Annotated in this window: 12 protein-coding genes; 5 read left to right on the plus strand and 7 right to left on the minus strand. The window is 66.8% G+C overall.

Annotation, left to right across the window (positions count from 1 at the left end; all coding sequences use genetic code 11):
* From J4G33_RS06385 to J4G33_RS06395, 3 genes are all read left to right on the plus strand, one after another.
* Complete coding sequence (locus J4G33_RS06385; protein ID WP_208055086.1) at positions 1-1,236, plus strand: TFIIB-type zinc ribbon-containing protein; 1,236 nt, start codon at positions 1-3, stop codon at positions 1,234-1,236.
* A gap of 2 nt (positions 1,237-1,238) precedes the next feature.
* Positions 1,239-1,568 (plus strand): hypothetical protein, encoded by a 330-nt coding sequence (locus J4G33_RS06390; RefSeq protein ID WP_208055087.1) that lies wholly within the window; start codon positions 1,239-1,241, stop codon positions 1,566-1,568.
* Positions 1,569-1,979: 411 nt separating this feature from the next.
* On the plus strand, positions 1,980-3,962 hold the full coding sequence (locus tag J4G33_RS06395; protein ID WP_208055088.1) for a DUF262 domain-containing protein: 1,983 nt from the start codon (positions 1,980-1,982) through the stop codon (positions 3,960-3,962).
* 32 nt (positions 3,963-3,994) lie between these two features.
* Here the strand turns inward: J4G33_RS06395 and J4G33_RS06400 are convergent, their stop codons facing one another.
* The gene (locus J4G33_RS06400; RefSeq protein WP_208055089.1) at positions 3,995-5,194 is read right to left on the minus strand and encodes a hypothetical protein; all 1,200 of its coding nucleotides are present in this window, start codon (positions 5,192-5,194) and stop codon (positions 3,995-3,997) included.
* Between the two features lie 146 nt (positions 5,195-5,340).
* Here J4G33_RS06400 and J4G33_RS06405 point away from each other — a divergent pair, with 146 nt between their 5' ends.
* Positions 5,341-6,501 (plus strand): DNA cytosine methyltransferase, encoded by a 1,161-nt coding sequence (locus J4G33_RS06405; RefSeq protein ID WP_208055090.1) that lies wholly within the window; start codon positions 5,341-5,343, stop codon positions 6,499-6,501.
* Between the two features lie 372 nt (positions 6,502-6,873).
* Here J4G33_RS06405 and J4G33_RS06410 read toward each other — a convergent pair whose 3' ends face one another.
* Positions 6,874-7,260: a VOC family protein gene (locus J4G33_RS06410; RefSeq protein WP_208055091.1), complete on the minus strand. Its 387-nt coding sequence runs from the start codon at positions 7,258-7,260 to the stop codon at positions 6,874-6,876.
* A gap of 78 nt (positions 7,261-7,338) precedes the next feature.
* Between J4G33_RS06410 and J4G33_RS06415 the strand changes: the two genes are divergently transcribed.
* The gene (locus J4G33_RS06415; protein WP_208055092.1) at positions 7,339-8,100 is read left to right on the plus strand and encodes a TetR/AcrR family transcriptional regulator; all 762 of its coding nucleotides are present in this window, start codon (positions 7,339-7,341) and stop codon (positions 8,098-8,100) included.
* A gap of 59 nt (positions 8,101-8,159) precedes the next feature.
* Here the strand turns inward: J4G33_RS06415 and J4G33_RS06420 are convergent, their stop codons facing one another.
* The 5 genes from J4G33_RS06420 to J4G33_RS06440 all read right to left on the minus strand — a co-directional run bounded on the left by J4G33_RS06420 (position 8,160) and on the right by J4G33_RS06440 (position 12,624).
* Positions 8,160-8,594, minus strand: coding sequence for a hypothetical protein (locus J4G33_RS06420; RefSeq protein WP_243758643.1), 435 nt, complete (start codon positions 8,592-8,594; stop codon positions 8,160-8,162).
* A complete protein-coding gene (locus tag J4G33_RS06425) occupies positions 8,591-9,163 on the minus strand; it encodes a TetR/AcrR family transcriptional regulator (protein ID WP_208055093.1) in 573 nt (190 codons plus the stop codon). Before J4G33_RS06425 ends, J4G33_RS06420 begins: the two co-directional genes overlap by 4 nt.
* On the minus strand, positions 9,156-10,007 hold the full coding sequence (locus J4G33_RS06430) for an alpha/beta fold hydrolase (RefSeq protein ID WP_208055094.1): 852 nt from the start codon (positions 10,005-10,007) through the stop codon (positions 9,156-9,158). The genes J4G33_RS06425 and J4G33_RS06430 overlap by 8 nt, the downstream gene beginning before the upstream one ends.
* Positions 10,008-10,136: 129 nt before the next feature.
* Positions 10,137-10,526 (minus strand): tautomerase family protein, encoded by a 390-nt coding sequence (locus tag J4G33_RS06435; protein WP_208055095.1) that lies wholly within the window; start codon positions 10,524-10,526, stop codon positions 10,137-10,139.
* Positions 10,527-10,671: 145 nt separating this feature from the next.
* Entirely contained in the window at positions 10,672-12,624 is a 1,953-nt protein-coding gene (locus tag J4G33_RS06440; RefSeq protein ID WP_208055096.1) for a methyl-accepting chemotaxis protein, read from the minus strand.
* Between the last annotated feature and the right edge of the window lie 94 nt (positions 12,625-12,718).

Below are 12,718 nucleotides of genomic sequence, written 5' to 3' on the forward strand. Positions count from 1 at the left end.
GTGAGCCACCCCTACCCGGAGGACTCGACCACCCCGGAGCAGCCCGGGCCCCTCCAGCCCGAGCCGACCGGACCGCGGGTCGTCCACACCGACGGCGACGCCAAGGACGGCCTGGTCAAGTGCCTGCGCTGCGGCGCCACGGAGATCTCCCTCAACGTCGCGACGGGCCAGCTGCGGTGCCACTTCTGCCGGTTCGAGTGGCAGGGCGAGGCGGGGTTGGCGAACCTCGGCCTCGACGGTGACATCGGAGAGCTGTCCGGGATCGTCATGGGCTCGGGGTCGGCGGACATCGTCCCCTCGACGGATGAGGTCCTGACCTTCAAGTGCACGGCCTGCGGGGCTGAGGTCGTCATCGACACGGCCCACGGCACGCAGGCGCGCTGCCACTGGTGCCGCAACAAGCTGTCGATGAACCAGCAGGTCCCCAACGGCGCGGTGCCCGACGTCGTGCTGCCGTTCAAGCTCCCCAAGGACGCTGCGGTCGCGAAGATCCGCGAGTTCGTCACGAAGCGGAAGTTCTTCGCCCACCCGCGGTTCACGGCCGAGTTCAACCCCGAGAACGTCATGGGCGTGTACCTGCCGTACATGGTGGTGGACGTCAACGCCCACGTGACCCTCACCGGGCAGGGCGAGCACCAGACCCGCTCCTACACGGTCAAGCAAGGGGACAACGACCGTCGGGTGTACGACGCGGACGTCTACCACGTGGTGCGGGACTTCGAGCTGCACGTCGATGACCTGACCGTGGAGTCCTCGAGCGAGCGCCTCAACCAGACGGCGGCGAACTCGAACAACATCATCAACTCGATCATGCCGTTCGACGTCGAGAACTCCGTCCGGTACGACTCGAACTACCTCGCCGGGTTCCACTCCGAGCGCCGGGACAGCAACATCGACCAGCTGACGCCGATCGCCCACGTCCAGGCGGGGGACATCGCCCGCCACAAGGCCAACGAGACCCTGCAGTTCTACGACCGCGGGGTGCGGTGGGACCACGAGCAGGTGCGCGTGAACGGTCAGCGGTGGGTGTCGGCGTACCTGCCGGTGTGGCTGTACAGCTACCACCAGACCAAGTCCAACGGCAGGACGTTCCTGCACTACGTGGCGGTCAACGCCCGCACCGGCGAGACGATGGGCAGCGTGCCCATCAACCAGGCCAAGCTCCTGGGCGTCTCGGCCGTGGTCCAGGTGGTCGGCACCATCGCCGGCATCGTCGTCATGGTGCTGGGAGGGTGATCATGGACATGAGCGTGCTGGCCGACGCGGCCACGGGGATCTCCTTCACGATCGGCACCGGCAGCGACGGGGGCGACGGGTCGAACTTCGGTCTGCTGCTCCTGCTGGCCGGGCCGGTCTTCTACGGCCTCATGTACCTGCGCTACCGCAACTCCGACAAGCGCCACCGCCACGAGTCCGAGACCCGCGCCGAGATGCACGACCTGAAGGTGCGCGACGACCGCATCAAGTCCATCAAGGGCGTCTCGAACTCCCGCATGCGCGGCGCGAACAACACCGAGGTGCGCGGGGCCCGGCGGGGGATCACGGAGACGTTGGGGCTGGGGGACTGAGAACGCACCACCGTGGGCGAGGCGCGGTGCTGGCCGGCGCAGTCCTGACGGTGCCGCCCTGTGCTCCGCTGCGGGACCTGAGGACATCGAGCTGGCTTCTAGGCCGACGAAGTTCGCCCTTGGAATTCCTGCGCGCAAACGAGGCCATTCGTCAACACGCCATATCTGACTCCAATGCTTCTAGTCCGTCCGTACTCTTCGACGTGGTCACTGCCGATAGGCCGAGGACTGCACCAATCGAAGGGACGCCCCAGCCTAGTCGCGCTCCCTTGCGCCCGAAAGCGATACGCCAGGCCGGACCTGCATGCTAGGCCAGACGGGTGACGCGTCAGACCGCGATGGGCTTGAGGGGTTACGGCGGGTCCCTCCCGACGATATGGTCAGTATGACCTATCAAACCTAGGGGGCGACGTGGACAGCAAGACGCTTACGTTCCTGGGGCTGATCAGTGGACCACGTCAGTACCGGATTCCGCCATTCCAGCGGGCGTACTCATGGGAACGAGAGGAGCGGGAGACCCTCTGGCTCGACATGCTCACACAGTACGCGCGGCTCGTCGATGTCTGGCACCTCGAGCGCGATGAGCGGGACGAGCGCATCTCAACGATGCCCAGCCACTATCTGGGGACCATTGTTCTGAGCGGTCCGAGCGCGCTGGGCGTACCGCGATCCGACGTGATTGACGGTCAACAGCGCATCACGACGCTGATGCTCGCCATCTGTGCGCTCCGTGACGCGTGGAGTACGTCCATCTCGCGTCCTGGAAGAGTCGCTGATGTTGAGGCTTCCGCAGAGCAGCGCCGCGTACTCACGGACACGTACTTGCGCAACGCCGGGGCTCGGGGCGACGAGCGCGCCCGGCTAATTCCTCTGACTATCGACCGCAAGGCCTTTGGTGGCATTGTGCACCATAGTGGCAGTGGCAAGATCGACGCGGAAGCGCTCGAGTTGAGCGACGGGCATTCCCAACGCGTGATCCAGGCGTACAAGTTCTTCCACACTGAAATGCGGAGAAAGGCCGTCAACCCGAGCACCAACCCGCAGCTCGCGCGTTTCAGCAACCTTTTTCCTCTGGACTTTGACGTCCTCGAGCAAGTGATAGCTCACCGGATGTCATTCATCGCAATCGAGACCAAAAGCCTCGACGATACAAATGCGATCTTCGAGTCATTGAATGCAAAAGGCAAGCCCCTCGGGCAACTTGACCTGCTCAGGAACTACGTCTTCATGCTCCTTCGGGGACGCGCACACGAGGTCCTGCGAGATGTCTGGGAACCGATGGAGACGATCCATCTAAGGCCGGCCGAAGTAGAGCAACTAGTGTGGGCGGACCTGGTGAGCCGCGGTACCAATGTACTACAGAAGCGGTCTTATCGAACGGTACAAGCGCAGCTCCGGGAGCAAGGGGGTACTGGACAGATAGCTGAGGAGTATGTCAAGGAACTTCACCGGAAGTCGCTCTATTTTCGCAAGATACTTCATCCCGTGAACGAAGAGCACGACGACCTCCGCGCCGCGCTCACTCGCCTCAACGACGTTGGTGGACGAACGGCGCGTCCAGTTGTGCTATGGCTCTATGAGCAGATCCATCGTGAGCGCTGTGACTATTCCACCGCCGCGGCCTGCGTGCGGGATATTGAGAGTTACCTCGTCCGCCGATTCATTGCCGGCCTCGCGCCAAATAACCTGAACAGTCAGTTCGGGACTATGTTGGCTCGTCTCAATGAACAGGCACTCATGGAAGAGGAAGTTCGATCTCGCCTCCAGCGAGTCATGCTCATTTCGGCGAAAGACTGGCCGGACGACGAGGCTATCTCAAGCGCTGTTCTCAGTGAGGACTTCTATCACAACGGTGATACCACCCAGCGCATGCGGATCCTTCGTTCTCTCGATTCGACCTACGGCTATGAGCTGCCGCCAAACTATGTCGCAAGCGACAAAAGCATCGAGCACATCTTGCCCCAGGCGCGGACAAACGACTGGATCGGTGACCTGCGAGCCGTAGGGGAGGAGCTACATTCCGTGCAAGAGCGCTACCTTCATTCGCTGGCAAATCTCACCTTGGTAGCACCCGAGACGAACTCGGCATTGGGTTCTAAGGCCTTCGTTTTGAAAGCGGAGATATACGCAACGGTTGACTACAAGATGACGCGCGATGTGAAGCGGTTCGCGCAGCAAAATGGCGGTGCCTGGGCGAGTGCAGCAATTCGCTCACGCGCAAAAGATGTTGCTGCGCGAGTGCTCGAACTCTGGCCGCGTCCGGCCCTCCCCGCTCCGCTCTCGGCGGCCGAAGCGCCCCTGTCCGAGTTCGGTCAGGACGTACTAGATCGCGCGTCTGACGGCGAGGTCTTCTTTACGTCTAGCATCGAAGAGGATGCTGTCGAGACCGAGTAGATTTGGGTGCCGTTCTGAAGGCGGTCACTGCCTCAGGACAATCGCGTAGGGTCGCGATGCCCGACATCATCGAGCCTTTCCACCCAGTCGTCAGTGATGGCCTGGATCGGAGCGAGACGGTCAGGGAAGCCGGCATGGGTCCGCATTTGGGAGGTCGCGCCGTAGCGAAACTCCCATTTTCCGGTAGGCGAGAAGAGGCATGCCGCAACGACATCAAACCCGCTTAGTGGGTAGAAGCGCGAAGCCGGGTCATTCTTGGAGCTTCGTGTCTTTTGTACCTCTACCTTGAACCTTCCGTCCGCCGAGATCTTCGGACTAGCGTTCTTGCACTCGACCCTCAGGACCCGCCCGTCAGACATTCTGACATTAAAGTCGTGCATCGAGTCCGTGTCTAGGCGGTCTACCGCAGCGACTCCTACTGTTCTTCTAAGCAAGTTCTCGAGATGGTGCTCGGCTACTCCGCCGCGCACGGCTACCGAGAGGCGGTTGCGACCTCGGATTATGTCGAGAATCTGCTCGCTGGTAAGTGCGAACTGTTCTTCTAGTACATGGCGGTGGGGGAGGGAGTCGATTGTTTCCCCGCCAGCAAATGCGACCGCTGCCGAGTACCGGAGGGGCGAGTCCAGGCGTAGTGAGGTTGCGCGGCGCTCGAGACGTGCGTAGTCAATTAGTCGGTCCTGCGTGAATCCGACGACTGTCTCGAAATTGGTCGGGGAACGTGGCTCAGAGCGTTTGGCTCCCGGCTTATTGGTCTTTTCCCACACGTGCCACCCTGATGAGGCGGCTCGGTCGACTTCCGCACTTTTAGCATAGAATGAAATGCCCATTGGCAATGGGTCCCATAGGTTCGCGTCTAGCCCTAGAAGCACACCTCCGGCCGTATCGATTCCGACTATCATGCTTACGTCGACGCCGGCCACATCGCGTCCGATCGGATGCGCTCGCTTCCATGAGGCCTGTGATCCGTATCGCAGTTGACCTCGGACCTCGTCTGCCGGACGGTTCTTGATTGAGTTCCGTGTGATACGGAATGGGTAGATGAGCATCCCGATCCGTTCGTCTGAGTCGAGCTGCACGCCGAGGTAGACCGGCGCGAGCCGAGGGTCGCTCGCGTAGAGGACGCGCCCCCCGGACGCCTCGACGGCCTCGACGAGGAACGTGTGGAGGTCTGACCTACCCTGTACGCGGTAGACCTCACCGAAGGCACGGGCGGCTAGCGGCGGGTGCTGCATGTGCTCCCCCTCGGCTCGCCACGGGCCCGCGCCGGGCCAGGTGGCATGTCGGTGGCTGATGCGATCCTGTCGTCGACGATACTGGTCCGACACGCACGGCCGTCAGATGGCTGGCCGGGCGCGTCCACATAGGAACGAGGTGGCATATGGGCGAGCAGCTCCCGGTCGTGAGCCTGTTCTCCGGTGCTGGAGGGCTCGACCTTGCCGTCGAGCGCGCCGACGGCGAGCCGCTGGTCCCCGGTGACCCGGGAAGCGGGCTGTTGCGCGTTGCCGTGGCTACGGACTACAACGAGCCGGCTCTGCGGACTCTGAAGGCGAACTTTCGGAGTGCGGCGACCGTATCGGGTGACATCCGCGGGATCTCGACCGAGCGCCTCCTCGACGCGGCGGGCATGAGATCCGAGGAGCCAGTATTGGTCGTTGGGGGGCCTCCGTGCACTCCGTTCTCCAAGTCGGGCTTTTGGTTGGAGGAGAAGCGGGCGAGCCGCGACCCCAATGCCTCGCTTCTTGACGAGTATGTACGGGTTGTAAGCGACGCCCGCCCGGAAGGTTTTGTCCTAGAAAATGTTCAGGGCCTGACCTATAAGACGCACAAGGTGCAGTTTGAGCGCTTGCTCAGGAGCCTAAGTGATCTGGGATACAATCCGCAATGGAAGGTCCTGCTTGCTGCTGACTATGGCGTGCCGCAGCTGCGTCGGCGGGTTTTCGTAGTGGGGCGCCGCGACGGAAAGAAGTTTGATTTCCCTGAGCCCTCTCACTCGGGATGGAGTGAGAGGGACCGTACGATCGATGCCTCCAAGGCTCCTCATGTGACTGCCTCTGAGGCGTTCCAGGGTCTAGCCCGTGGCCTGTCCGATGACCTGGATGATTTCGTTGATGGGCAGTACGGAAGCCTCGCTGCTGAGGTGCCTCCAGGGCAGAATTACCTCTGGCACACTGACCGCTATGGAGGCCGCGACTTCTTCGAGTGGAGAAGTCGTTATTGGACGTTTCTCCTTCGGCTAGATCCCAATCGACCTTCGACCACCCTCCAGGCCCAGCCGGGACCGTGGGTTGGACCGTTCCACTGGGAGAATGTCCGTGCCCCAACCGGAGAGATGCGGGCCAGGCGTCTCCGGGTAGACGAGATTCTCCGGCTAATGTCGTTCCCCGATGACTTCAAGATCGAAGGCGCTCGCTCTGACGTGCAGCGTCAGCTCGGAAATGCTGTGCCTCTTGAACTCGGGAAAGCCGTGGTTAGGGCCCTCCTGAGCCAGCTTGGTTATCTCGAACGCAAGCCGACGCACCGTGAGGTTGTCCTAGCCTGACCCCGGCATGAGTTTGGGCTATTGCCCCTAGTTCTTCCTTTCGAGTTGTCCACGTTGAAGGCTCCGGTCGTGCCGCGTCCCATGGCGCGCGCCATCCCACTGCTGTTCCGTTGGGCGCCGCGTCTCGTCGCGGTACGCGCCCCCGGGCAGCGGGGGTGGAGGCCCTCCTACTCGGGGCCTGTCGTGCGGTGGTTCGCGACGTCGCCGAGGAGTGCCGGCATGCCGGGCACTCCGTGACCCCCGTCGGCAGGGCCGGCCGGGGTGGCCCGACCTCCGACCCGACGGTGGGTGGTCGACGCATCTACGACCGACGTCCGCGACCACGTGCTGATCGGCAGGGACGGCCGCCTGGCTGCGCGGAGCGACTGACTTTCACCCCTCCGCCCCCTTCCAGTCGACCAGCTGGATGATCACCCCGTTGGGGTCGCGCACCTGGAAGGCCCGCTCGCCCCACTCCTCGACCGTCAGGGGCATGGTGATCGCGACGCCCTCGCGCTGCAGGCGCTCGAGCTCGGCCTCGAGGGCGTCCACCTCGAAGGCGAGGATGAGCCCCTGAGCATGGTCGTCGCGTTGGTCCTCGGGCAGGGTGGCGAGGCCGCGCCGCAGGTAGACGACGTTCATCCCGGCGTCCTCCCGGGTCAGGCTGGCGAAGCCGTCGGCCTGCATCGCGACAGTGAAGCCCAGGTGGTCGACGAGGAACTGGGCCGAGGCGGGCACGTCCTCCACGTTGAGGGAGACGGCACTTCCGGTGATCTTCATGGCGGTGTCCTTCCAACTCGATACGCTGTACGGCGTACGGCGTATGGAGTTCAACGACCTCGACGGCAGAATGTTCCCGTGAGCCCTGATCGGTCGAGCGCGGGTGATCCCGCCCGGACCCTCGCGCTGCTGTGGCGCGATCCGAGCGCGACCCCGCGGCGTGGCCCGCGCCGCGCCTTCGACCTCGAGCAGGTCGTCGTCGCGGCCGTGGCCCTCGCGGATGAGCGGGGACTCGAGGCGGTGACCATCCGCGGGGTCGCCGACCGGCTCGGTGTCGCACCGATGAGCGTCTACACCTACGTGCCGGGCAAGGCCGAGCTCCTCGACCTGATGCTCGACGCCGTGTACGCCGCCATGGCGCGCAGCGAGCCCGCGTCTCCGGCACTGCTCGACCGTCTGCGAGCCGTCGCCGAGGACAACCGCCTGCTCTACGCCGCGCACCCGTGGGCGGCAGCCGTCTCGACCTTGCGGCCCTCCCTCGGCCCTGGCGCGCTGGCCAAGTACGAGTACGAGCTGGCGGCCTTCGACGGCTGTGCCGCGCCCGACGTGATCGTCGACGCGAGCCTGACCCACCTGCTGAGCTTCGTCCGGACCTGCGCGCGCGACGCCGAGGACGCTGCGCGCGCGGTCGCCGAGAGCGGCCACGACGACGCCGCGTGGTGGGCGGAGGCCGGGCAGGAGCTCGCCCGCTACGTCGACCCCGCCCGCTACCCTCGCGCGACCCGCATCGGCACCGCGGCGGGGGAGGCACAGGGCAGTGCCCACGACCCCGAGCACGCCTACCGCTTCGGCCTCGAGCGGGTGCTCGAGGGCCTCGCCCCGGTCCTGGTCGAGGGCTGACCCAGACCGGCCGCACACGCCCCTGACCCGCTGGCATCCGCGCAATCGCGCTGATGCGTCTACGTGAGCCTTCGAGTGAGGGCCTTCCATCGCGTCTGCTCGGTGAAGACCGCTGTGATGCAGAGCGCGGTCACGCCGACGGCGACCCAGAACGGCCAGGCCACCCACGCGGCGGTGGTCGCGGCGCCGAGGTAGAGGAGCACGATGAGGACGGTGACGCCGCCGGGGACTGAGACCGGGGCATCTCCGCCAGGTCGGTCCCCGGGAGTGCTGAAGACCGCAGGAAGCGCGATCAGAACCGCGACCGAGACGATGGCGAGCGGGATCGAGTGCTGCCACAGCGCCCAGGGGGTGGCTATCCAGGCGATGAGCTCTGCGGCGAACCGCGCACCACCGCGGACGTAGTCGTGACCTGGCGGCTGGTGGCGCGGTGCTCGCGGAGCGCGGCCCGCATCCGGCCCCGCAGCGATCGCCGTCGGCCGCGTGTGGGTCATGGCGCACCTGCGGCGGTGAGGCCGCGATCGATGAAGGTGATCATCCACGCGAAGCTGTCGTCGATGTCGGTGTCCATCTGGAACCCGTTGCTGGTCTCCAGCGTGGCGAAGCCGTGGAGGGCGCTGCGGAGCATGCGCACGGCATGGATCTGCTCGCCGGGGTCGAGGTGGTACCCGTGAAGGACCGCAGCGAACGACCCCAGAACGCGGTCCAGCGCGCCGGCCAGGGGGTCGTCCGGGCCGGTGGGCGAGGCGCCCGTCGTCGCCGCGTACCGACCGGGGTGCTCTTTGACGTAGGTACGAACGGTCTGGGCTGCCGTAGCCAGGGCGTCCCGACCGGCGAGACCTTGCATGGCGTCGCGGAGAGCGTCTCCGAGCTCGAGGGCCCCGAGGGTGGCGATGCGGTGGGTCAGGTCGGCGAGACCGTCGACGTGCTTGTAGAGCGATGGCGCCTTCACGCCGAGGCGTTCCGCGACGACGCTCATGCTGAGCTGCGACAAGCCGATCTCATCGGCGATATCCGCTGCGGCTTCGGTGACCGTGGCGGGGACCAGGCCGGCCCTAGGCACCGGTCGCCGCCGTCGTGAGGGTGGTGCGGAGGAAGGGCAGCAGCAGCTCGAGGACTTCCTTCGGCGTCTCGGCGTGCGGGTAGTGGCCGGCGCCGTCGATGACCGCGAGCTCGCCGAGACCGTCGGCGAGCTCGGCGATGATCTTCTCGCCCTCGACGCGCGGGTCGGCCCAGTCTGGGTCGGCGCTGCCCTCCACGATGAGGACCGGGCACCGGACCCCGGCGAGGTGCTCGCCGGCGTCGGTCGGGGACGTCTTCGTCATGGCGTTCAGCACAGCCATCCGAGCGGGCTCGCGCAGCATGGTCTCGATGCGGGCGCGTTCCTGCGCCCAGTCGGCAAGCTTGGTCGGGATGGCGATGTCGAGGTAGGACATCCACCCCTTCAGGCTGCTGCTCAGCATGACCTTCATGAGCTGGGTCATCCCGGTGCGGACGCGCTTGGTGCGCAGCACGCCGAGCAGGTCGAAGGACTGCTTGCGGGTGAACGGAGCGAGCTCGACGATGCCGACGACCAGGTCAGGCGCCGTCGCCGCGGCGATGGTGGCCGCACCTCCGCTGATGGACTGCCCGACGATCACAGCAGGGCCGCCGAGGTGACGCACGACCGCAAGCAGGTCACCGGCGATGTCCGCCCGCTCGTAGCCCGCCCAGCCGGTGGCGCTGGAGTCCCCGCACCCGCGGATGTCGACGTTCGCCACGCGATAGCCGGCGGCGACCAGCTCCGGGACGACGAACCGGTAGGAGTGGCGGGTGTCGCCCATCCCGTGGGCCAGGACCACCAACGGACCCGATCCTGTGACGTCGAAGGCGATGGTGCCTTCGCCGATGGTCAAGTGCTCGAGCATGGCGTCCTCCAGTGGCTAATGCTAGTAGCGCAAAGCTACGGCCACTAGCCACCAGTGGTCAAGCCTTGATCCACCCTCGGCCGATGCGCCGCGAGACGTCGATCAGTGGAAGGACGTGGCTCAGGGCCCCTACTGCTCGACCTCGTAGTTGAGCTCGAGCTCGTCCCCGGCCGTCCCCCGGATCGCCCAGTCGTGCCGCGGGGTCTCCATGATCGTGACCTCGAGGTCCACCGCCCCGATGCCCAGCTGCGCCTCGAAGTCGGCGTACAGCCGCGCGTAGAACGCCTTCTTGGTCAGGGCCAGCCGGCCCTCGAACATGAGGACCTCGAGGATCGTGTAGCGCTCGGTACGACCCTCGGGCACGGGGAAGTCCTCCGGCGCCATGGGGAAGAACCGGTGGAACCGCTTGGACTCGGGCAGCCCGAGCACCTCGACGGCCGCCGCGTGCACGACGTCGGACATCTCGGCGCGCAGCGGCGCGAGGACGTCGCGCTGACCGAAGATCTTGACCTGCGTCATGCTCGTCTCCTTCAGCAGCGGGGCGTCCAGCAGCGGGACGTCGTCGGCTGCCGGCGTAGGAGCAGCGAACCTAGCGCAGGTCCTCGTCGGATTTGTCCGGCGGGGTGGGGCGGCCGTCGCGTGCGTCCCCACCCCCGCCGGCCGCTCAGAAGCGGAAGCCCTGCAGCGCCCCGTCGAGCTCGACGGCCATCGCGGCGAGGTCGCGGGCGGCGTCGTTGAGACCGCCGAGGCTCTCGGTCTCCTGCACCGCGTTCTCTGCGACCCGGGAGGCGCCTGACGCGATCCGGTCGGTGGACCCCGCAGCCCCCAGGGCGTGCTCGGTGATCGACGCGGTGGTCGCGCTCTGCTCCTCGACGGCGGCCGCGATCTGCGCCTGGCTCTCGTCGATGCGGGCCACGATCGCGGTGATCTGGCCGATGGCGTCGACCGCCACGCGCGCGTCCTCACGCAGCACAGTGATGCGTTGGGCGATGTCCTCGGTGGCGGTGGAGGTCTCCTGCGCGAGCTCCTTGACCTCGCCGGCCACCACCGCGAAGCCCTTGCCCGAGGCCCCGGCCCGCGCAGCCTCGATGGTCGCGTTGAGGGCCAGCAGGTTCGTCTGGTTCGCGATGCTCGCGACGGTCTTGACGACCTCCTCGATGCGCGAGCTCGACGCCTCCAGCGCGGAGACCGAGTTGTTCGCCGTCTGGGCCATCGCGGCCGCGCTCGAGGACACGGTCGCCGCCTCGGAGGCGTGGCGGGCGATCTCGTGCACCGCAGCCCCCATCTGCTCAGTCGCCGCAGCCACCGAGTCCACGTTCGCGGAGACCTCTCCGGCCGAGGCGCTCACGGCCCGGGCCTGCTCGGCGGAGGCGTCCACGGCCTCCCCGACGGTCGCGCTCACCTGGTCCAGCTCGGTCGCGGCTGAGGCCAGGGCGTGAGACGTGTCCCGCATGCGGCGCAGGGTGTCCCGCAGCGAGGCCGTGGCCGTGTTGAGCGACCGACTCATCTCGGCCACCTCGTCCCGGGCGTGGGCCGGCACCACGAGCTCGTGGTCCAGCTCACCGCGAGCGACTCCCTCGAGCACCTCCACGGTGCGGCGCAGCGGCCGCCGGATGCTGAGGATGATCGCCACGGCGAGCCCCACCGTCAGCACGAGGGCCAGCACCGCGGTCCCGACGGCGAGCAGCATGGCGTTCCGGGCGTCGTCCCGCACGGTCGCGGCACGGTCGGTGATGTGCGCTGCGAACCCGTCCTCGAGGGCCTTGAGCGCGTCGATGCGCACCGTCGCCTGCTCGAACCACTCCGTGGGGTCGACGTCGAAGCCACCCTCGGGGCGGGCGAGAGCCGACTCCTCGAGCTCGGCGGCCGCGACGACGGCGGGATCACCGAGCAGGACCGTGAGGCTCGCCCGGGCCTCGTCGTCGGCGAGGGAGGCGAAGGTCGCCAGGCTCTGCTCGCGCCCGGCGACCAGGCTCGCGACCGTAACGACCTGACCTGGGCCGAACTCGTCGTTGGTGAACACGTTGGAGAGCTGGGCGCGTTCGACGCCGGCGCGCTCCTTGGCGGTCATGAGCGCGTCGAGGGCGGCGAGACGGCGGGCCTCGACTGCGTCGGTGGTGGCCGCGACGACGGGCGGCAGCACGTCCAGCACGGCCGTGACCACCACCGTGTACTCGGGGATCAGCTCGGTCACCGGACGCGAGAACCCGTCGGCCGCGGACCGCAGCCCGTCGAGGGCGGATGTCCCGTCGGTCGCGGCGGAGGTGGCCGCGCCGACCGCCTCGGGGAGGGCGTCGGCGTGCTCGGTGGCGTAGGCGAGGAGGGCAGCCACGGCGTCGTCGGCCTCGGCTCGAAAGCCGCTCAGCTCAGCACCGAACCGCTCACCCCGGGAGGACACGTACAGGCTCGTCGCCCCGCGCTCACGCTGGAGCGCGTGAGCGACGTCGCCAGCCATCCCGGCCAGCCCCGTGAGCATGACCACCGTCTCGGCATCGCGTCGCTCGGCGTCACGGTCGAGCACCCCCTGGCCTGCGACCGCGACCAGCGCGAGGAGCGGAAGCAGGACCAAGGCGATGAGTCGCTGACCGATGGGGAAGCGTTGCAGGGCGGTGATCACGGAGGTGCTCCAAGGACGACGGGGCGGATACCTCGTGGATCGACCGCCCCCCAGATGCCGTGAGGGGGCCCGTCGGGGGCGAGGGCGCGACGCC

Origin of the sequence: Actinotalea soli, assembly GCF_017565425.1 — a bacterium.
GTDB classification, from domain to species: domain Bacteria; phylum Actinomycetota; class Actinomycetes; order Actinomycetales; family Cellulomonadaceae; genus Actinotalea; species Actinotalea soli.

Excerpts from the sequence above, each read along its gene's own strand:
- J4G33_RS06390 (WP_208055087.1), top strand. The coding sequence starts at position 1,239 with ATGGACATGAGCGTGCTGGCCGACGCGGCCACGGGGATCTCCTTCACG.
- J4G33_RS06400 (WP_208055089.1), bottom strand. The coding sequence starts at position 5,194 with ATGCAGCACCCGCCGCTAGCCGCCCGTGCCTTCGGTGAGGTCTACCGC.
- J4G33_RS06405 (WP_208055090.1), top strand. The coding sequence starts at position 5,341 with ATGGGCGAGCAGCTCCCGGTCGTGAGCCTGTTCTCCGGTGCTGGAGGG.
- J4G33_RS06410 (WP_208055091.1), bottom strand. The coding sequence starts at position 7,260 with ATGAAGATCACCGGAAGTGCCGTCTCCCTCAACGTGGAGGACGTGCCC.
- J4G33_RS06420 (WP_243758643.1), bottom strand. The coding sequence starts at position 8,594 with ATGACCCACACGCGGCCGACGGCGATCGCTGCGGGGCCGGATGCGGGC.
- J4G33_RS06430 (WP_208055094.1), bottom strand. The coding sequence starts at position 10,007 with ATGCTCGAGCACTTGACCATCGGCGAAGGCACCATCGCCTTCGACGTC.
- J4G33_RS06435 (WP_208055095.1), bottom strand. The coding sequence starts at position 10,526 with ATGACGCAGGTCAAGATCTTCGGTCAGCGCGACGTCCTCGCGCCGCTG.